This window comes from Arthrobacter sp. SAFR-179, assembly GCF_059414945.1.
In genome coordinates, this window is record NZ_JBPFDM010000002.1 from 522,043 (window position 1) to 540,087 (window position 18,045).

The following is an 18,045-nucleotide window of genomic DNA, read 5'->3' on the forward strand; positions in this document are numbered from 1 at the left end:
ACAAAGGAGGCCGCACCGGATATCCGGTGCGGCCTCCTTTGTTGTGCCCCACCGGGGGTACGCGCAGGAAAACCGGGGACACCGCGAAAGTTCGAAGGACAACTGATATGACCGTTCTGCCAATCACCATCTGGGGCGAGCCTGTCCTGCACCGGCGCGCCGCCGAGGTGGAAGTTTTCGACGACGAACTGCGCACCCTTATTGCCGACATGTTCGAAACCAACGAAGCGGCCCATGGTGTGGGCCTCGCCGCCCCGCAGATCGGCGTGGGCAAGAGAATCTTCGTGTACAAGTACGCCAACGACGACGGCGCTCCCCCAAGCGGGGTGCTGGTGAATCCTGTCCTGACCCTGTCCAAGGTTTCCGGCGCCGCCCCCGACCCCGACGAGGAGGAAGAGGGCTGCCTGTCCTTTCCCGGTGAGCAGTATCCGCTCAAGCGTGCCGAGTGGGCGCGGGTCGAAGGGTTTGACGGCTTTGGAAACCCGGTGAAGTTCGAGGCAACCGGCTGGTTCGCCAGGGTGATCCAGCACGAATACGACCACCTGGACGGCAAACTGTATGTCAACCGGCTGATCGACCGCTATTCCCGCAAGGCCATGAAGCAGGCCAAAAAGAACGGCTGGGGCGTGCCGGGGCTGACCTGGATGCCGGGAGTGGACCCGGACCCGTTCGGCCACTGACGCATTCGGAAAGGGCCCCAGGCGTCACTGCCCCTTCCCATCGCGGGCCCGGACCGTCAGCGGGCGGTGATGGTTTCCTGCCCGGGGCAGGAACCGAGCACCTTCTTCATGGCGTCCTTCTCCGCTGCCGTCACCCACAGCCCGTAGGCGGCCTTAACGGAGATCTGCCGGGCAACGTAGTGGCAGCGCAGCGCGGTGTTCTTCGGCAGCCAGGTGGCAGCGTCACCCGCACTTTTTTGCTGGTTCGCCGCGCCGTCCGCCGCTATGAGGTTCAGCGGATCGTTGGCCAGGCTCTGGCGCTCCTTCGGCCCCAGGCCCTGTGCTCCCTTTTGCCAGGCGTCACCCAGTGCCACCACGTGGTCGATCTGGACAGCACGGCTGCTCTCGGAACCGCGGCGGAAGTCCACGTCCTTGCCGGTATAGGGCTCCCGGAAGTGACCCGCCGTCACCTTGCACGTGGAGCCTTCGGCGAACACCACGTCAGCGAGGTCCCTGCGAAGGATGTCGTTACGGGTATCGCAGCCGTTCCTGTCAACGTCCAGCCACGCCTGTCCGAAAGCCTCCCGGCTGTAATCGGTGTTCGGTGCACGGCCCTTCACGGCGATGCCGTCGAGGGCGGCGAGGGCCGTGCCCGCCGGCACGGGGTTGGGTTCCTGGACCGGCTTCATCCAGGCGGCGTTGAGGACGGGCGCCTCCGTCGGTCCCTCCGGCGCCGGCCCGGCAGCCGCGAACTGTCCTGCGGTAAAGAACCAGGACAGGGCGGCGACGATGCAGACGGCAGCCGTCACGAGCAGCGCCCACGCCTGGCGGGAACGGCGGCGTGCCCGCCGGTAGGCAGACCAGCTGACGGTCATGGCGTTGACGCCGGCAGGGGAATTTCAGGCACCCCAAGAGCCTAGGACAAAAGTCTTGCCCGGCCTCTGATATCCACACTGTTGAGGACGGGTGATGTCTCACACGTCCGAGCGCACCGCCGTTGAGTTACTGCTCCCTGGTGACCCTTCGAAGGTCTTCCTCGGCAATGGCGAGCAGTCCCTCGAGTTGGCGCACCCGGTCCTCGCTGACATCGCCGGCCTTATGGGCGGCGCGGGCGCGTTCGAGCAGCCGGACTGCTTCCTTATGGTTTGCCTTGGCGACGTCCAGGGCGTGTTCGAGGGTGGTGTCGTGCTGAAGTGTCGATTCGTTGTCCATGCCACCAGTGTGGTCCCGTTTCCCGGCTGATTCCAGAGAACCAGCCGGGAATTCGCGGGACGGCGGCGGAATTGGTCAGACGGCGATGGCAGCCAGGGCGGCGGCGCTTTCCTTGGCGGGGAACGACGGCGGGTTCACACCGGCCATTTCCTCCATGACGCGCACCACCTGGCAGCTGTAGCCGAATTCGTTGTCGTACCAGACGTAGAGGACCAGGTTCTTGTCCGTGGAGACCGTAGCGAGTCCGTCGACGATACCTGCGCGGCGGGAGCCGACGAAGTCGGTGGAAACAACCTCGGGTGAATCGATGTAGTCGATCTGCTTCCGGAGGTCTGAGTGCAGCGACATTTCGCGCAGGTAGTTGTTGACCTCGTCCTTGGTGGTGCCGTTCTCCAGGCTGAGGTTGAGGATGGCCAGGGAAACGTCCGGGGTGGGGACGCGGATGGAGCTGCCGGTCAGCTTGCCCAGCAGTTCGGGCAGGGCCTTGGCCACGGCCTTGGCGGCACCGGTTTCGGTGATGACCATGTTCAGGGCTGCGGAGCGGCCGCGGCGGTCACCCTTGTGGAAGTTGTCGATCAGGTTCTGGTCGTTGGTGAAGGAGTGGACGGTTTCCACGTGCCCGTGCACCACGCCGAACTTGTCGTTGATGGCCTTCAGCACCGGAGTGATGGCGTTGGTGGTGCAGGATGCCGCGGAGACGATCCGGTCTGAATCGGTGATGTCGCGGTGGTTGATGCCGTGGACGATGTTCTTCAGTTCACCCTTGCCGGGCGCGGTCAGGAGCACGCGTGCCACGCCCTTGCTCTGCAGGTGCTGGGAAAGCCCCTCGGCGTCGCGCCAGCGGCCGGTGTTGTCCACCACCAGGGCGTTGTTGATGCCGTAGGCGGTGTAGTCGATCGTGGCGGGGTCGTTCGAGTAGATCACCTGGATCTGCACGCCGTTGGCGGTAATGGTGTTGGCGTCCTCGTCAATCCGGATGGTGCCCTCGAAGGACCCGTGGACGGAGTCGCGGCGCAGCAGGCTGGCGCGCTTGGAGAGGTCGTTGTCCGATCCGCGGCGCACAACGATGGCGCGCAGGCGCAGTCCGTGGCCGCCACCGGCCTTTTCAATGAGGATGCGTGCCAGGAGCCGGCCGATGCGGCCAAAGCCATAGAGCACGACGTCGGTGCTGGTGCGGTCATCGCCGCCCCGCTTGCCAACGATCTCGGCGAGCTCAGCGCGGAGGAATTCCTCAAGGGTGGCGCCGTTGCCTTCTTCCTTGAACTTCTGGTTCAGGCGGGCAATGTCGATCGCGGCTGCGCCCAGCTCGAGGTTGGCCAGCGTGTTCAGCAGGGGTGCGGTGTCCTCCAGGAGCAGTTCGTCCTTGCTCATGCGGCGCGCGAAGCGGTGTGCCTTGAGGATGTTCATGGTGGACTTGTTGATCAGGCTCCGGCCGTGGATGCTGGTCACCACGTTGTTTTCGCGGTACAGCCTGCCGATAACCGGGATCATGGCCTCGGCGAGGGCCTCCCGGCCCATCCACGTATCAAGACAAGAATCAGACGTCTGGCTCACAGAAATACCTTCCTCGGTTCAGCCGTGTACGTCCTCGTACACGGATGTAGGCCACCTGATGATGTCCAGGGGCACCGGCGCCTGCAGGGATGGCCCCCAGGCGCCTGGATCGCGTGCAAAGAAAAACCGCCGGCTGCGGGCGCAACTTTCGGCGGTAGAACTCCTGCGTCCGTGAACCATTCTAATTTGGCCCGCTGCAGGGAACACGCTTGTGCTGCGTGAATTCACTCACATGGCCGCAGACCTGCAGAGGCCCCTGCCGTTGCCGGGCTTCAGTTGTGGACGGCTGAATAGAGGTTCAGGCTGGCGGAAAAGACAACCCAGGAAAAGTACGGCAGCACCAGGAAACCGGCGGCGGCGTCCACCGGCCCGAACCGCAGGACCAGGAAGGCCAGGGTTGCTGCGAGTGCGAAGATGACCATGAAGGCGGCCCAGAGGGCGGCAGCACCGAGCATTGGATACAGGGCGAAAAACGCCATCGGCCACGCCGCGTTGAGCACCAGCTGGACAGCGTAGCCCGCACGGGTGCCTCCGGTCAGGCCGCCCTTGCGCCAAACCAGCCACGCGGCTACTGCCACTCCGATGTACAGCACCATCCAGGTGGTCCGGAACATCCACGACGGCGGCATCCACGGTGCTTTCACCGAACCGGCATACCAGCCGTTGGAATTGAGGATGATCGGAACCGATGCGAGAAGCCATGCAACGGCGGACAGCGCAAGGAACCCACCAAGTGCAAAGATCTGGGAACGGACGCCGGGAACGCCCGCCCGGGCCGCACGACGGGGATCAGGGATTACGGGCACGGTCCAGCATCCCCAACCCGGCGCCCGGGGTCAAACCCGGTGTGCGGATGGGACAGCCGGTACGCCGGGTTCTGTTCTCCCCTCCCGTTACCGGAAAAGGGAGCGACGGCCATCCATCTACGAGTACCGTTGCCGGCACCCTCCAGCGGCCTACCCGGACACTTGGGCGGGCAGCCCTCGAACGTGTCCTGTCTGGCCTTGCTCCGGGTGGGGTTTACCTAGCCTTCCCGGTCACCCGGGAAGCTGGTGGTCTCTTACACCACCGTTTCACCCTTACCTGCCCTGCCGGCCAAAGCCGGACATGCAGGCGGTCTGTTTTCTGTGGCACTGGCCTGCGGGTTACCCCGAGTGGGCGTTACCCACCACCCTGCCCTGCGGAGCCCGGACGTTCCTCGAGTCACTTACGTGGCGCGCGGCCGTCTGGCTGTCCCATCCACGTCCAGTCTACCGGCGCCCGCACGCCGCTTTTGTCGCCGGTAGGATCGGACGGTGCTGATTCTGCTTCCCCCTTCCGAAGGCAAGACACCTGCGCTCCGTGGGCCCGCCGTCGACTGGTCCTCGCTGGACTTCCCGGAACTCAACCCGTACCGCGCCAAGGTCCTCGAGGCGTTGGGAACGGCCAGCGCCCACCAGGACGCCCTGGCCCTGCTGGGCGTGGGGGCCTCGCTGCGCGAAGATGTTGAACGCAACACCCGCCTGCATGCCGAACCGGCCGCCCCTGCACACAGCATCTACTCGGGCGTCCTCTACGACGCGCTGGGCTACCGGAGCCTGACACCCGCCCAGCGGCGCAAGGCGGACGCATCCGTCCTGGTGATTTCCGCACTGTGGGGAGCCCTTCGCTTCGGCGACAGCGTCCCCGCCTACCGGCTCTCCATGGGCACCGCCCTGCCCGACGTCGGCCGGCTGGCTCCGTTCTGGAAGGCACAGCTTGGTCAGACACTGGGCACCCTGGCCCAGGGGCACCTGCTGGTGGACTGCCGGTCCAGCACCTACGCGGCCGCCTGGGCGCCGCCGCCGGAACAGACCGTGACGGTGAACGTATTCACGGAAGCCGGTGGGGTCCGCAAGGTGGTGAGCCACTTTGCCAAGCACACCCGGGGCGAACTGGCGCGGCACCTGCTGACACGGCGCGGGAAAGCCCCGGCGGCGCCGTCGGACCTTTTGAAGGCTGCCCGGGAGAAATGGGACGCCGAACTGGTGCCGGGCACAGCCCGTAGGCCGCACGCCCTGAACATCATCCTGCCGGGCTGATCAGCCGGTCAGGACCATTCGTCGGAGCGGACCAGGATGGCGCCTGAGTCCGGGCAGAACACGATGTCATCCGCGGCCGCGGCCTTGATCTCCGCGAGATCGCCGGGGCTGAGCTTCATGCCGGAGGCCTCGGAGGTGCCGTGGAAGAGCCGAGCGGCACCCACTCCGCGTTTTGCGAGGGTCTTTTCGTAAACTCCCAGCATGCCCGCATCCAAAGCCGCGGCGAAGTCGGCACGCTGGGCGCGAAGGCCTGCAGCTTCGGTTTCGACCTCGGCGAGGGCAGCGTCCAACTCTGCCCTGATGGTGGCGAAGGAGCCCTGGATGTCGTCGACAATCTGCTGCTGGGCTGCCTGCCGTTCCCGCAGGCTGTCGAGCCGCTCCATCACCTTGAGTTCAATGTCCTCCAGGTCCGAGCGCCGCTTGTTGAGTGAGGCGATGTCTTTCTGGAGGGCCACCAGGTCCTTGGACAGGCCAGTGCCGCTGTTCAGACGGGCCTCATCGCGCTGAATGCGCGAGGCGACCTGTTCCACGTCCGCCTCGGCCCTCTTCAGCTCTGCCTCGGCGTCGTGCACAGCCACCTTGGCCGCGCCCAGTTCCCCGTTGGCAACGGACAGGGCGGCCTCAAGGTCCGTAATGCGGGGATCGTTTTCCAGCGTGCGGCGGCGGTTGGTGAGGCCCTTCAGCCGGGCATCCAGACCCTGCAGTTCGAGCAACTTCAACTGTTCCGCCGGTGCTGCCTTGGCCACTGTTACCTCCGCTAAATCCCTTCCGGCCGCAGCCGGGCACCGAACCGGCGCTTCCTAGACTCTAGCGCGTGGCCTGCTCCCCCGCCGTGCCGCATCCCCACCGTCCGACTATCCGGGGGTCAGGATGAAGTCCCACGGATCACTGTTGGTGGTGCTGACCTGGATCTCCACTTCATGGCCCTGGTCGGCCAGGACGTTGCCCAGGGCTGCAGCGGCCGCCGGCAGCCACAGCCACTCACTGGCAAAGTGCGAGACGTCCACCAAATAGGGCCGTCCATTGAGGGCGGCCTCCCGCGCCTCCGATGCCGGGTGGTGGCGGAGGTCCGCGGTGACATAGACGTCGGCGTTGCTTGCCCGCACCTCGTTGAAGAGGGAATCGCCGGCACCGCCGCATACCGCTATGCGCCGGACGAGTCCGTCCTTGTCGCCGGAAACCCGCACTCCGCCGGCAACGGACGGAAGGATTCCGAAGACCCGGGCCGCGAAGTCGCCCAGGCTCATGGCGTCCGCAAGGTCGCCCACCCTGCCGATGCCTTCCTCCGGCAGTCCGTTGGCCGCCACCGTGAGCGGCGCGACGTCCTGGAGGCCCAGGGCGTCGGCCAGGACATCGGAAACGCCTCCGACGGCGGAGTCCCCGTTGGTGTGCACCGTCAGCAGTGCCGTCCCCGACTCGATGAGCCGGTGGACAGCGCGGCCCTTCGCGGAGGTGGCGGCGACCGACGTGACGCCTTTCAGCAGCAGGGGGTGATGGGTGATGAGCAGCTCGGCTCCCCACTCAACGGCTTCGTCGATGACCTCCAGTGTGGGATCCACCGCAAACATCACCTTGGTCACCGGGGCGGACGGGTGGCCTGCCACCAGCCCCACCTCGTCCCAGTTTTCCGCCAGTGACTCCGGCCACAGTTCCTCTACCGCCAGGAGCAATTCGGCCAACGTGGGGGCGTCCGCGGAACCGGCCGGAGCCGGCGTGTCCGGGGAGGCTTTGCCGTCGTGATCTGCCCGGCCGGTAGCGTCGGTGTCCACAGGTTCCATAGTCTTAGTTTTACCCCATCGGCTTCCGGCCACCGCAGTTTGCGATCAATGCGCCGGCCGGCCCGGGAATCATCCGGGCCCGCCAACCATTGAAGAGGTCATGAAAACTTTTGTTCTTGGCGGAGGCTGCTTCTGGTGCCTTGACGCCGTCTACCAGAAAACCAAAGGCGTCACCTCCGTGGTGTCCGGGTACACCGGCGGGCACGATCCGCACCCCGACTACTACTCGGTCTGCAACGGAACCACGGGCCATGCCGAGGTGGTGGCGGTGACGTTCGACGAGGAGGTCATCCCTGCAGAAGTCATCCTGGACATGTTCTTCGCCCTGCATGACCCCACTACGCTGAACCGGCAGGGATACGACGTGGGCACCCAGTACCGATCCTCGATGTTCTACGAGACCACCGAGGAGAAGATCCTGTTCGAGGAAGCCATCGAACGGAACCAGGCCCTGTGGCCGCACCCGATCGTCACCGAGGTCAGCCGCCTGCCGCGGTTTTACGTTGCCGAGGAATTCCACCAGAACTACTACGCCAAGCACCCGGAGCAGGGGTACTGCCAGGTGATCATCAACCCCAAGCTGGCCAAGGCCCGGAAATATTACTCTGCATGGCTTAACGCTTAGCCTGTCGTTACAGGGCCTCGTTAGGCTGACCTCAGTATCCACCCCTTAGAGATAGGCGTATGTACATGGCACGGATCTATGACGATGTGACGCAACTGGTGGGCGGGACCCCGCTGGTCCGGCTGAACCGGCTCAGCGAGGGGCTGGACGCCACCGTTGCCGTGAAGCTGGAGTTCTACAACCCGGCCAACAGCGTCAAGGACCGCATCGGTGTTGCCATCATTGACGCCGCCGAAAAGTCCGGCGCCCTGAAGCCGGGCGGGACCATCGTCGAAGGCACCTCCGGCAACACGGGCATCGCCCTGGCCATGGTGGGTGCCGCCCGCGGGTACAAGGTCATCCTCACCATGCCCGAGACCATGTCCACCGAGCGCCGGGTCATGCTGCGCGCCTTCGGTGCCGAGATCGTTCTCACCCCGGGCTCCGAGGGCATGCGTGGCGCCGTGGAAAAGGCCCAGGAAATCGTGGCCAACACCGAGAACTCCATCTGGGCCCAGCAGTTCGCCAATGAGGCCAACCCGGAGATCCACCGCAGGACCACCGCCGAGGAAGTCTGGGAAGACACCGACGGCGCCGTGGACATCTTCGTTGCAGGCATCGGCACCGGCGGAACCATCACCGGCGTCGGACAGGTGCTGAAGGAACGCAAGCCCGGCGTGCAGATCGTGGCCGTGGAGCCCAAGGACTCCCCCATCCTTAACGGCGGAGCCCCCGGCCCGCATAAGATCCAGGGACTGGGCGCCAACTTCATCCCGGAACTGCTGGACACCAACGTTTACGACGAGGTCATCGACGCCACCCTTGAGGACTCTGTCCGCGTAGCCCGCGAGCTTGGCATCAAGGAAGGCATCCTGGGCGGCATTTCCTCCGGAGCAATCGTCTGGGCCGCCCTGGAACTGGCCAAGCGCCCGGAAAACGCCGGGAAACTGATCGTGGCGGTCGTGTGCGACTTCGGTGAGCGTTACATCTCCACCGTGCTCTATGACGACATCCGCGGCTGATCAGACCGCCCTCCGCCTGTTTCCTGTAGAAAGAACTTTGTGGGCTTTTTTGCAAGACTGAAGGAAGACCTCGACGCCGCCCGGTCCCACGACCCGGCGGCTCGAGGTTCTTTTGAGAACTTTTTCGCCTATTCCGGCCTGCATGCCATCTGGATCCACCGGCTGACGCACCGCATGTGGCAAAACCCGTCGCTGCGGTTCCCGGCGCGCCTCCTGTCCCAGCTGGGCCGGTCCTGGACCGGCATTGAGATCCATCCCGGGGCCACGATCGGCCGGCGGTTCTTCATTGACCACGGCATGGGTGTGGTCATCGGCGAAACCGCAGAGATCGGCGAGGACGTGATGATCTACCACGGTGTCACCCTTGGCGGGCGTTCACTGGCGAGGATCAAGCGCCACCCCACCATCGGGGACCGGGTCACCATCGGTGCGGGTGCGAAGGTCCTGGGGCCCATCACCATCGGCCGGGACAGTGCCGTGGGGGCCAACGCCGTCGTGGTCAAGGACGCGCCGCCGGAATCGATCCTTACCGGTGTTCCTGCCAAATGGAGACACCGGGACGCGCAGCGGGAAACCAAGCCCGCCGTGGACCCGGCTGAGTACGAGATCGAATACCATCTCTAACCGTGCGCTGATCAGGCCTGAGGCCGTCCAGCAAGCGCATGACAACAAAAGGCGGGCAGTTTCCGGATCACCGGAGACTGCCCGCCTCTTGCGTAACTGCAGCGGAACCTAGTGCGTGTCCACCGCTTCAATTTCGGACTTGTCCTCGCCCCAGAGGGTGTGGAAGGTTCCCTCGGTGTCGATGCGGCCGTAGGTGTGCGCACCGAAGAGGTCGCGCTGGCCCTGGATCAGGGCGGCGGCCACGCGCTTGCGGCGCAGGCCGTCGTAGTACGCCAGCGATGAGGAGAACACCGGCACCGGGATGCCGAGCTGGACCGCGGTGGCAACAACCCGGCGCCAGGCCGGCAGGGCGTCGGCGATGGCCTTGGTGAACGCCGGGGCGAACAGCAGGTTTGCCGGCTTCTCGTCCGCGGCGTATGCCTTGGTGATGTCCTTGAGGAGCTCGGCGCGGATGATGCAGCCGGCGCGCCACAGGGAGGCGATCTCGTCCAGCTTCAGCTCCCAGCCGTATTCCCTGGCTGCCGAGGTCAGCATGTCCAGGCCCTGGGCGTAGGAGACCAGCTTGGAGGCGTAGAGCGCCTGGCGGACGTCCTCAACGAACGTCTCGGGGATTTCGACGTCGGCCTCGTTGCCTGCCAGCAGTTCCTGGCCCAGCTTGCGCTGCGCGGCCTGGGAGGAGAGGGCCCGGGCGAAGACGGATTCGGCGATGCCGGAAACCGGCGAGCCCAGTTCCAGGGCGGAGATAACGGTCCAGCGGCCCGTGCCCTTCTGGCCGGCGGCGTCGACGACGACGTCGACGAACGGTTTGCCGGTCCTGGCGTCCACATGTGCCAGGACCTCGGCGGAGATCTCGATCAGGAAGGAGGACAGCTCGCCCTGGTTCCACTCGGAGAAGATCTTTGCCTGCTCGGCGGGCTCGATGCCGGCGCCGGAGCGGAGCAGGTCGAAGGCCTCACCAATGACCTGCATGTCGGCGTATTCGATGCCGTTGTGGACCATTTTGACGAAGTGGCCCGCGCCGTCGGTGCCGATCCACGCGCAGCAGGGCTCGCCGTCGACCTTTGCGGAGATCTTTTCCAGCAGCGGGCCGAGGGCCTTGTAGGACTCCTTGGAGCCGCCGGGCATGATGGAGGGGCCGTTCAGCGCGCCCTCTTCGCCGCCGGAGACACCGACGCCCACGAAGTGCAGGTCCTTTTTGGCCAGCGCGGCCTCCCGGCGGCGGGTGTCCTCGTAGTGGGAGTTGCCGGCATCGATGATGATGTCGCCCGGCTCCAGCAGCGGCTCGAGCTGCTCGATGACCGAATCCACGGGCTTGCCGGCCTTGACCATGATGAGCACGCGGCGGGGCTTCTCCAGGGAGTCCACCAGTTCCTGGAGGGTTTCGGTCCGGATGAAGTCTCCTTCCGAGCCGTGCTTCTCCAGCAGCGCGTCCGTCTTCTCCACCGACCTGTTGTGCAGGGCAACGGTGAATCCGTTGCGGGCGAGGTTGCGGGCAAGGTTGGCGCCCATGACGGCGAGGCCGGTGACACCGATGTGTGCAGACATCAATAACTCCAATTCATTGTTAGCCCCGGGTGCCGGTTCCACGGGCGGGAAGACGCCGGGACGTATCAGGGGGTCGGAATAAAGCATATATATTCTCGCGGTGACGCGAAAGTAACGGCGGCGTAATGGAACATATTGTGTCGGTGCCAGTTTAGGGCTGGGCCCTCCGATAGCCCGCCGGCAGCGGTACAGGCGAAACCGGGCGGGTGCCAGCAACTAGGCTTAGCAGCATGACCAGCAGCCTCCACCACCGTGCCATCGAGAACCTTGGCACCCGCATTATCTCGGGGGATCTCCCTGCCGGCCACGTCATGCTCGCCGAGCAGCTGGAGGATGAGCTGAAGGTTTCCCGCTCCGTGATCCGGGAGGCCGTGCGGGTTTTGCAGTCGCTCGGCCTAGTGGAAACCACCAAGCGGGTGGGCATCCGGGTGCTGCCGGCAAGCCGCTGGAATCCTTTCGACTCGCAGGTCATCCGCTGGCGGCTTGCGAGCGACGCCCGTGGCGCCCAGCTGCGTTCCCTCGCCGAACTGCGCGCTGCGGTGGAACCCGCAGCCGCCGAACTGGCCGCCCAGAATGCCCCGGCCGCGCTGCGGATGGAGCTCGTGGACGTGGCGCGTGCAATGCGCGAGGCCGGCAACAACGGTGAAGTTGCGCGCTTCCTGGAACTGGACATCCGGTTCCACTCCCTGCTGCTTTCGGGCTCCGGCAACGAGATGTTCGCCAACCTCATGGGGCAGGTGGCCGAGACCCTGACGGGCCGCACCGTCCATGGGCTGATGCCGGACCATCCGCACCAGGCCGCACTCCAGTGGCACGAGGATGTGGCTCAGGCGATTGCCAGCGGCGATGCCGTCTCTGCGCGTCAGGCCTCGGACCGGATCATGCGGCGGACCATGTCGCAGATGGCCGACACCTGGACGGAGCAGCCACGTGTCTTCATCCCTGTTCGGCAGTGATCAGCTGCCGCCGAAGCTGAGTAGGACTTTGCCGGATTCGGCGGAGTTCCGGGCCACGGCGAAGGCTTCCAGCGCGTCCTGAACCGGGTATTCGTGGGTGATGACGAGGTTGATGTGGAGCGAGCCGTCAGCGAGGGCGGCGATGACGTCGTCGATCTCGTCGTTGAACCGGAACGAACCCTTGAGCTCGAGTTCCCGGGTGATGGCCAGGGAGATCAGTACCGGCTGCGGTCCGGCGGGCAGCAGGCCCACCATCACGACGGTGCCGCCCCGGGCGGCGCCCTGGATGGCGGAGGCGAGTCCGTGGTGGTTGCCGGAGGACTCGATCACGACGTCGGCCTCCACTGCGGCGATTGCCTCGGCGTCGCCGGCGGTGATCACCTGGTCCGCTCCCACGGCCTGGGCGATTTCCAGGGGTTTGTCGTGCATGTCGACGGCGGTGATGCGGACAGCGCCGGCCCGCTTCAGGACAGCGACGGCCAGGGCGCCGATAGGGCCGCTGCCAATTACCAGCGCGGACTTGCCGGCCACATCCCCGGCCCTGGCCACCGCATGCCAGGCGACGGAGGCCGGCTCGATCAGGGCGGCGGTGCGCAAATCAATGCTGTCCGGCACGGGCCGGAGCATCCGGGCCGGGAGGTTCACGTACCTGCTGAATGCGCCGTCTTTATGCGGGAACCGGGCGGCGCTGCCCAGGTAGGTGCAGCCCGGCGAGAGGTTGGGCCGGTCCGCCGGGTACCGGGCAGCTCCGGGCCCGGGTGTGGCCCGTGTGGCCGGGTGCACCGCCACCGGAATACCCGCGGCCGGCCCGCTGCCGTCAGCGGCGGCACGGACCACGGTCCCGGAAATCTCATGACCCAGCACCAGCGGGGCCTTCAGGATGGACTCGCCCGCGGCGCCGTGCAGCCAGTAATGCAGGTCCGAACCGCAGATCCCGCCGTAGCTCACCTCCACCACGGCCTCATCAGGGGCCGGAGCGGCGAGGGTCACGTCATCGATCCGCAGGTCGCCCTTGGCGTGGGCCACCACGGCCGGGCCGGTTACGGGAAGGACCGGGTTTTGCTGTGCCATCAGACCACCACCGTCATTCCGCCGTCGATAAAGATCGTCTGCCCGTTCACGAAGTCAGACCCACTCGAGGCCAGCCACACCGCCGGCCCGGCCAGGTCCTGCACGGTCCCCCACCGGTTCGCCGGGGTTCGGCCCAGGATCCAGGAATTGAACTGCTCGTCATCCACCAGGTTCTGCGTCATCTCGGTGTGGATGTACCCGGGTGCGATCCCATTGATCTGCAGCCCGGACCCGGCCCACTCCGCGGTCATGGCCCGGGTGAGGTTCCGCAGTCCACCCTTGGCCGCAACATAGGGCGCGATGGTAGGCCGGGCCAGGTCCGTCTGCACCGAGCAGATGTTAATGATCTTCCCGTGCCCGCGCGGGATCATGAACCGGGCAGCCTCCCGGCCCACCAGGAAGGCACTGGTGAGGTCGGTGGAAATCACCCGTTCCCAGTCCTTCACGTCCAGGTCCAGCATGGGCACCCGGTGCTGGATCCCGGCGTTGTTCACCAGGATCTCCAACGGACCCACATGCTCCTCCACCCACGCCACCCCACGGGCAGCCGCGGCATCGTCAGTGACATCAAAGGCAACGCTGTGTATCCGGCCCGGGGCGAAGCCCGAAGGCATCGCCGCCGCGGCAGCCTTGAGCCGTTCCTCGCTGATGCCGTTCAACACAACTGTTGCTCCGGCGTCGGCCAACGCCCTGGCCAACGCGTTACCGATCCCCCGGCTGGAACCCGTGACAAGGGCAACCTTTCCGGTCAGGTCAAACATAGAACTCATGGTGCAACGGTTCCTTCCGCCGCTTGCGCAGCTCCGTGACTGAGGTTGGAAATTGCTTGGCGGACCACCGCGAGGTCCTGGTCGCCGAGGCTCTGGCGCTTAAGCTCCGCGTAGAGTTCGACGCCGGCGGCCGCCATGGGGGTCACCGCGCCCACCGCCCCTGCAGCGGCCAGCACAAAGGAAAGGTCCTTGTGCATGAATTTTGCCGGTCCGGTGGGAGTGTAATCCTTGGCAGCGAGGCGCGGGCCCACGATGTCAAGGACCCTGCTGGCAGCAAGGCCCCCGGCCAGGACCTCGAAAAGTGCCGTAGGGTCGAGCCCTGAACGTTCGGCGAGTTCGGCAGCTTCGGCAAGCGCCGCCGTCGTGGTCCCCACCACCAACTGGTTGCAGGCCTTGGCAAGTGACCCTGCGCCGAGGGGGCCAAGGTGACGCACCATGGTTCCCATGGACCTCAGCAGGGGCTCCACGCGGTGGAACGCCTCTTCGTCATCGGCGCCGGCCATGATGGCCAGCGTGCCGTCTGCGGCGCCCTTGGTGCCTCCACTGACGGGCGCATCCACCACCTGCGCATTGCCCGCGCTGACCTCCCGGACGCGGCGGCCGAACTCCTGGATACCGGTGGGCGAGACGCTGCTCATGACCAGCAGGACAGTATGCGGCGCCGGCGGATTCTGTTCCCAGCTTTCCAGGAGCCCACGTGCCGCTTCCTCGATGTGGGGCAGGTCTGGCAGCATGAAAACGATGGTGGGAAGGTGCCGCATGTCTGCGATCCGCGCCACGGCCACACCGCCGAGGTCCTGCAGCCGGGAGAGCGCGTCCGGCGACCGGTTCCAGCCGCTGACTTGCCATCCCGCGCTGATGGCATTGGCGGCCATGAGGTTGCCCATCAGCCCCAAGCCAACGAAGCCTGCCCGTTTGTCCTCCATGCCCAGCCCCCACATCATCGTGCCCAAAACCGAATCGTTCAATATTCTAGTCACAATTCAGCATGGTGAACTCTTGCCTTCTGGCAGCGGCGTCCTTGCCATGAACTGAACCTCCCCCAGGTCAGCAGTTCCCCGCCGGCCACTCGCGCCCTGCGTAAGCGGACGAATTGCGACGTTCCGATCCGCCGCATGACTTTTTGTTTCCGGAAGTTCACGGTATATTCGTCTCAGGCCCTCCACCGCGGCATCCCCCAATAGTCGCGGTGGAGGGTTTTCCAATGCCCGAAAACAGCAGCACCCAAAGCCAGGATGACCGGGAAAACAGCCCGGCTGCGGGTTGGTCAGGCCGCACCCGCCGCCGTTTCCCTGAGCCGCCAGCCCCCGCCCAGTCCATCGCGCTGGAGGTACAGGGTGGTCAAAGCTGAATTGCTGTTTCTACCGAGCCTCACCTGCAGCTGCAGGACCTCGACATCCACACCGCTGGTGCCCTTCGGCATCCGCCGGCTGGTTTCCCACCAGTTGATGCGCTCAAACCATCTGACTGGCTCGGCACCCACTGACCATTCCCTGCCCCCGCTCAACACCGCCGTCGGCATGCCGTTGCTGTCTGTGTGCACTATGACGTGTTCCATCCCTGAAAGCTATGGCAGGGGTCTGACAACGGGGCAGGAGGCGCCCAACAAAAAACCCCGCCGTCCACGCCGGAAAGGCTGGGACAGCGGGGTGTGTTTTGGTGGGTCCTACCGGGATCGAACCGATGACATCCACGGTGTAAACGTGGCGCTCTACCAGCTGAGCTAAAGACCCAAAACACGCGGTTTCCGGCGGTAACGCCGCAACCAACGAACATAAACTCTACCCGACAGTGGACCTGAAACGCGAATCCGTGGCCCCGAACCGGTTCGGGCGGCCCTATAGGGAGGGAAGTTCAGCGGCGAGGTACCTTAGCGCCTGGCTGACTCCGGTTTCGAGCTTGATGGTCGCCTTGTCATCACCCCGCGTGGTGCCCCGGTTGATGATCACCACCGGCTTGGACTCCTTGGCGGCGTGCCGCACGAACCGAAGGCCGCTCATGACCGTCAGGGATGAGCCGGCCACCACCAGCGCGGCCGCACGGTCCACCATGGCGTAGGAACGCTCCACCCTGTCCTTGGGCACATTTTCCCCGAAGTACACAAAGTCCGGCTTCAGGGTCCCGCCGCAGGCAGGACAGACAGGCACCACGAAGCTGCCGATGAGGGCCTGGTCCTCCACGGTAGCGTCAGCGTCCGGGGCCATTTCCACCAGCCCGGAGGCCGCTGCCCGTTCCAGGAATCCGGGGTTAAGTTCTTCAAAGACACCGGCCAGCAGGCGCCGGGTGTAGGTGCGCCCGCAGTCCAGGCATATCACCTGGTCATACCGGCCGTGGAGGTCCACGACGTTGGAGCTGCCCGCGTCCTGGTGAAGGCGGTCAACGTTCTGGGTGATCAGGCCGGTGAGGTAACCCCGGCGTTCCAGCTCCGCCGCTGAATAGTGCCCCTGGTTCGGGTCCGCGTGCCGCATGTGGGACCACCCGATATGGTTCCTGGCCCAATAGCGACGCCTGTTGCCCGCATCCCGGATAAACTCCTGGTAGGTCATGGGGCGCCGGGGCGGCGAGTCCGGGCCACGGTAATCCGGGATGCCGGAATCAGTGCTCAGGCCGGCGCCTGTCAGCAACGCGAAGGGTGCGCCGGCAAGAAGCTTACGGATCCTGGCCAAGACTTCCAGGTCATCAGCTGAGGGCGGAGCAGGGGCTACCGGCGGCATGCTTGCAAAGCCGGTAAGGCCTGTCCCCCGCCGCTGCTCCGCCATGCGCCCAGTCCTGTCAGTCCTGCTTCAAATCCGCCAGGGCTGCGCGGTATTCCCCAAAGTCCCGGGCCTGGCCGCGGGGATTCACAACGCTGTAGCGGATCCTGCCGTCCCTGTCGATGATGAAGGTGGCCCGCTTGGCCATGCCGCTGTCGGCGTCGAACACACCGTAGGCGCTGGCCACGGCTCCGTGCGGCCAGAAGTCGGCAAGGAGGTCGAAAGTGTAGCCTTCCTGTGCCGCGTAGGCACGAAGGCTGAACTTGCTGTCCACCGACACCGCCAGGACCACTGCGTTTGAATCCTCGAATGTGGCCAGGTTGTCCCGAATCTCGCACAGCTCGCCGGTACAGATCCCGGAAAAAGCAAACGGATAGAAGACCAGCGCAACGTTTTGGCCCCGGAAGGATGACAGCTTCACGGGCTCGCCATACTGGTTGGCAAGCTCAAAGTCAGGCGCTGTTGCCCCCAGCGCAGGAGCAGCTGCAGTAGCGGCTTCAACCGCTGCCGTCATTTGTTCTTCCTGCTGACCAGGCGGGTTGCACTCCAGTCCTTTGACACTCCCGCTGATGTGGTGACGTGCAGCCCGGCGGTGGGTGCAGCTTCCTGGATGTCCGCGGGCGAAACGTAGCCGTCCCTGCCCGACTTGGGGGTAAGGACCCAGACAACGCCGGTTTCGCTCAGCGTAGTGAGGGAATCCATCAGGCTGTCCACCAGGTCACCGTCGCCGTCGCGCCACCAGAGGATGACGGCGTCCGCTACCTCGTGGTCGTCCTCGTCCAGCAACTCGGAACCGGTGAGGTCCTCAATATCGTCACGCAAGTCGAAATCGACATCATCGTCGTAACCGAACTCCTGAATCAGATCCCCGTTTTTGAAACCCAATTTTTCCGCCACATTTACCGAAGTGGCGGCGTCGGCCTCGCTCACGTGTTCCTCCAATACCTCATACATGCGGTGCGCATAGTGATTTCCATTACTCCCCAAGCCAACACCCTTTGTGCCTGCGCTTCAAGCTGCCGCCCCCGGGACTGCGCATATTCTGCGTCACATCCGGCTGCGGCATCCCGGTGGAAAGGGCTTTTTGCCACACAACCAGTATGACGAACGAAATACAACTGCAGCACCTGGCCCGCAGCTACGCATCGTGCAGCGGTCAGGGCTAGAGTGGCTGATGACAACTATGGCTGCGGGACGACAACCTTGTGACTTTCGTGCAGGCATAGGAGCGCTAGGAAGCTGCCCGGCACACATGCCCGGGCTGTTGTAACCGATACGTCGCACACGGCGTATGTACGCTGGGCAGTCACCCTGCCTGGCCTGAGTGCGCCGATTCATGCGCGCAAAGAGAGGTTGGACGTGGCTGCAGGAGAAGATACCTCCCATATCCTCAGCGGGTTGACTAACCAGCTGCCTGATCGTGATCCGGAAGAGACT

At 65.2% G+C, this 18,045-nt stretch carries 20 protein-coding genes, 1 tRNA gene and 1 other RNA gene; 6 read left to right on the plus strand and 16 right to left on the minus strand.

Going from position 1 to position 18,045, the window contains the following annotated elements; all coding sequences use genetic code 11:
• The first annotated feature begins 107 nt into the window (after nt 1–107).
• On the plus strand, nt 108–680 hold the full coding sequence (gene def, locus ACR65K_RS06800) for a peptide deformylase (RefSeq protein ID WP_440151899.1): 573 nt from the start codon (nt 108–110) through the stop codon (nt 678–680).
• Between the two features lie 56 nt (nt 681–736).
• Here the strand turns inward: def and ACR65K_RS06805 are convergent, their stop codons facing one another.
• From ACR65K_RS06805 to rnpB, 5 genes are all read right to left on the minus strand, one after another.
• A complete protein-coding gene (locus ACR65K_RS06805; protein ID WP_440151900.1) occupies nt 737–1,534 on the minus strand; it encodes an HNH endonuclease family protein in 798 nt (265 codons plus the stop codon).
• Between the two features lie 127 nt (nt 1,535–1,661).
• Nucleotides 1,662–1,871, minus strand: coding sequence for a hypothetical protein (locus ACR65K_RS06810; protein ID WP_307089617.1), 210 nt, complete (start codon nt 1,869–1,871; stop codon nt 1,662–1,664).
• Nucleotides 1,872–1,946: 75 nt separating this feature from the next.
• Nucleotides 1,947–3,425 (minus strand): glyceraldehyde-3-phosphate dehydrogenase, encoded by a 1,479-nt coding sequence (locus tag ACR65K_RS06815; RefSeq protein ID WP_082566809.1) that lies wholly within the window; start codon nt 3,423–3,425, stop codon nt 1,947–1,949.
• 272 nt (nt 3,426–3,697) lie between these two features.
• A complete protein-coding gene (locus ACR65K_RS06820) occupies nt 3,698–4,231 on the minus strand; it encodes a TspO/MBR family protein (RefSeq protein ID WP_440151901.1) in 534 nt (177 codons plus the stop codon).
• A gap of 44 nt (nt 4,232–4,275) precedes the next feature.
• Nucleotides 4,276–4,663: RNase P RNA component class A (gene rnpB, locus ACR65K_RS06825), an RNA gene on the minus strand.
• A 57-nt stretch (nt 4,664–4,720) separates the two neighbouring features.
• On the opposite strand from rnpB, the gene ACR65K_RS06830 reads away from it, so the two are divergent.
• Nucleotides 4,721–5,485, plus strand: coding sequence for a YaaA family protein (locus tag ACR65K_RS06830; protein WP_440151902.1), 765 nt, complete (start codon nt 4,721–4,723; stop codon nt 5,483–5,485).
• A gap of 8 nt (nt 5,486–5,493) precedes the next feature.
• On the opposite strand, the gene ACR65K_RS06835 is transcribed toward ACR65K_RS06830, so the two are convergent.
• Together ACR65K_RS06835 and ACR65K_RS06840 are read right to left on the minus strand one after the other, a co-directional pair.
• Complete coding sequence (locus tag ACR65K_RS06835) at nt 5,494–6,231, minus strand: zinc ribbon domain-containing protein (RefSeq protein ID WP_440151903.1); 738 nt, start codon at nt 6,229–6,231, stop codon at nt 5,494–5,496.
• Nucleotides 6,232–6,339: 108 nt separating this feature from the next.
• Nucleotides 6,340–7,263: a Nif3-like dinuclear metal center hexameric protein gene (locus tag ACR65K_RS06840; RefSeq protein ID WP_440151904.1), complete on the minus strand. Its 924-nt coding sequence runs from the start codon at nt 7,261–7,263 to the stop codon at nt 6,340–6,342.
• 100 nt (nt 7,264–7,363) lie between these two features.
• On the opposite strand from ACR65K_RS06840, the gene msrA reads away from it, so the two are divergent.
• From msrA to epsC, 3 genes are all read left to right on the plus strand, one after another.
• Nucleotides 7,364–7,888 (plus strand): peptide-methionine (S)-S-oxide reductase MsrA, encoded by a 525-nt coding sequence (gene msrA / locus ACR65K_RS06845; protein ID WP_056336157.1) that lies wholly within the window; start codon nt 7,364–7,366, stop codon nt 7,886–7,888.
• Between the two features lie 65 nt (nt 7,889–7,953).
• A complete protein-coding gene (gene cysK / locus ACR65K_RS06850; RefSeq protein WP_056336829.1) occupies nt 7,954–8,889 on the plus strand; it encodes a cysteine synthase A in 936 nt (311 codons plus the stop codon).
• A 39-nt stretch (nt 8,890–8,928) separates the two neighbouring features.
• Nucleotides 8,929–9,513: a serine O-acetyltransferase EpsC gene (gene epsC, locus ACR65K_RS06855; protein ID WP_056336154.1), complete on the plus strand. Its 585-nt coding sequence runs from the start codon at nt 8,929–8,931 to the stop codon at nt 9,511–9,513.
• Between the two features lie 108 nt (nt 9,514–9,621).
• Here epsC and gnd read toward each other — a convergent pair whose 3' ends face one another.
• Nucleotides 9,622–11,058, minus strand: coding sequence for an NADP-dependent phosphogluconate dehydrogenase (gene gnd / locus ACR65K_RS06860; RefSeq protein WP_056336151.1), 1,437 nt, complete (start codon nt 11,056–11,058; stop codon nt 9,622–9,624).
• A 230-nt stretch (nt 11,059–11,288) separates the two neighbouring features.
• Between gnd and ACR65K_RS06865 the strand changes: the two genes are divergently transcribed.
• The gene (locus tag ACR65K_RS06865; RefSeq protein ID WP_440151907.1) at nt 11,289–12,014 is read left to right on the plus strand and encodes a FadR/GntR family transcriptional regulator; all 726 of its coding nucleotides are present in this window, start codon (nt 11,289–11,291) and stop codon (nt 12,012–12,014) included.
• Here the strand turns inward: ACR65K_RS06865 and ACR65K_RS06870 are convergent, their stop codons facing one another.
• The 8 genes from ACR65K_RS06870 to ACR65K_RS06905 form a co-directional block, all read right to left on the minus strand.
• Entirely contained in the window at nt 12,015–13,085 is a 1,071-nt protein-coding gene (locus tag ACR65K_RS06870; protein ID WP_440151908.1) for an L-idonate 5-dehydrogenase, read from the minus strand.
• Nucleotides 13,085–13,855, minus strand: coding sequence for an SDR family oxidoreductase (locus ACR65K_RS06875; RefSeq protein WP_440151910.1), 771 nt, complete (start codon nt 13,853–13,855; stop codon nt 13,085–13,087). Before ACR65K_RS06875 ends, ACR65K_RS06870 begins: the two co-directional genes overlap by 1 nt.
• Nucleotides 13,852–14,781, minus strand: coding sequence for an NAD(P)-dependent oxidoreductase (locus tag ACR65K_RS06880; protein ID WP_440151935.1), 930 nt, complete (start codon nt 14,779–14,781; stop codon nt 13,852–13,854). The genes ACR65K_RS06875 and ACR65K_RS06880 overlap by 4 nt, the downstream gene beginning before the upstream one ends.
• 341 nt (nt 14,782–15,122) lie before the next feature.
• Nucleotides 15,123–15,413: a hypothetical protein gene (locus tag ACR65K_RS06885; RefSeq protein WP_056336143.1), complete on the minus strand. Its 291-nt coding sequence runs from the start codon at nt 15,411–15,413 to the stop codon at nt 15,123–15,125.
• 99 nt (nt 15,414–15,512) lie between these two features.
• A tRNA-Val gene (locus tag ACR65K_RS06890) sits at nt 15,513–15,588 on the minus strand.
• A 105-nt stretch (nt 15,589–15,693) separates the two neighbouring features.
• Nucleotides 15,694–16,614 carry an NAD-dependent protein deacetylase gene (locus tag ACR65K_RS06895; protein WP_440151911.1) on the minus strand — a complete coding sequence of 307 codons (921 nt, stop codon included), beginning with the start codon at nt 16,612–16,614 and terminating at the stop codon, nt 15,694–15,696.
• Nucleotides 16,615–16,627: 13 nt separating this feature from the next.
• Nucleotides 16,628–17,122: a peroxiredoxin gene (locus tag ACR65K_RS06900; protein ID WP_440151912.1), complete on the minus strand. Its 495-nt coding sequence runs from the start codon at nt 17,120–17,122 to the stop codon at nt 16,628–16,630.
• Nucleotides 17,119–17,538, minus strand: coding sequence for a DUF3052 domain-containing protein (locus ACR65K_RS06905; protein ID WP_056336822.1), 420 nt, complete (start codon nt 17,536–17,538; stop codon nt 17,119–17,121). Before ACR65K_RS06905 ends, ACR65K_RS06900 begins: the two co-directional genes overlap by 4 nt.
• Between the last annotated feature and the right edge of the window lie 507 nt (nt 17,539–18,045).

Bases quoted from the DNA above. Each gene is read 5' to 3' on its own strand.
- ACR65K_RS06900 (WP_440151912.1), bottom strand. From the start codon at position 17,122: ATGACGGCAGCGGTTGAAGCCGCTACTGCAGCTGCTCCTGCGCTGGGG.
- gnd (WP_056336151.1), bottom strand. From the start codon at position 11,058: ATGTCTGCACACATCGGTGTCACCGGCCTCGCCGTCATGGGCGCCAAC.
- ACR65K_RS06880 (WP_440151935.1), bottom strand. From the start codon at position 14,781: ATGGAGGACAAACGGGCAGGCTTCGTTGGCTTGGGGCTGATGGGCAAC.
- ACR65K_RS06865 (WP_440151907.1), top strand. From the start codon at position 11,289: ATGACCAGCAGCCTCCACCACCGTGCCATCGAGAACCTTGGCACCCGC.
- ACR65K_RS06885 (WP_056336143.1), bottom strand. From the start codon at position 15,413: ATGGAACACGTCATAGTGCACACAGACAGCAACGGCATGCCGACGGCG.
- ACR65K_RS06875 (WP_440151910.1), bottom strand. From the start codon at position 13,855: ATGAGTTCTATGTTTGACCTGACCGGAAAGGTTGCCCTTGTCACGGGT.
- ACR65K_RS06805 (WP_440151900.1), bottom strand. From the start codon at position 1,534: ATGACCGTCAGCTGGTCTGCCTACCGGCGGGCACGCCGCCGTTCCCGC.
- ACR65K_RS06870 (WP_440151908.1), bottom strand. From the start codon at position 13,085: ATGGCACAGCAAAACCCGGTCCTTCCCGTAACCGGCCCGGCCGTGGTG.
- ACR65K_RS06810 (WP_307089617.1), bottom strand. From the start codon at position 1,871: ATGGACAACGAATCGACACTTCAGCACGACACCACCCTCGAACACGCC.
- cysK (WP_056336829.1), top strand. From the start codon at position 7,954: ATGGCACGGATCTATGACGATGTGACGCAACTGGTGGGCGGGACCCCG.
- def (WP_440151899.1), top strand. From the start codon at position 108: ATGACCGTTCTGCCAATCACCATCTGGGGCGAGCCTGTCCTGCACCGG.
- ACR65K_RS06895 (WP_440151911.1), bottom strand. From the start codon at position 16,614: ATGGCGGAGCAGCGGCGGGGGACAGGCCTTACCGGCTTTGCAAGCATG.
- ACR65K_RS06840 (WP_440151904.1), bottom strand. From the start codon at position 7,263: ATGGAACCTGTGGACACCGACGCTACCGGCCGGGCAGATCACGACGGC.
- msrA (WP_056336157.1), top strand. From the start codon at position 7,364: ATGAAAACTTTTGTTCTTGGCGGAGGCTGCTTCTGGTGCCTTGACGCC.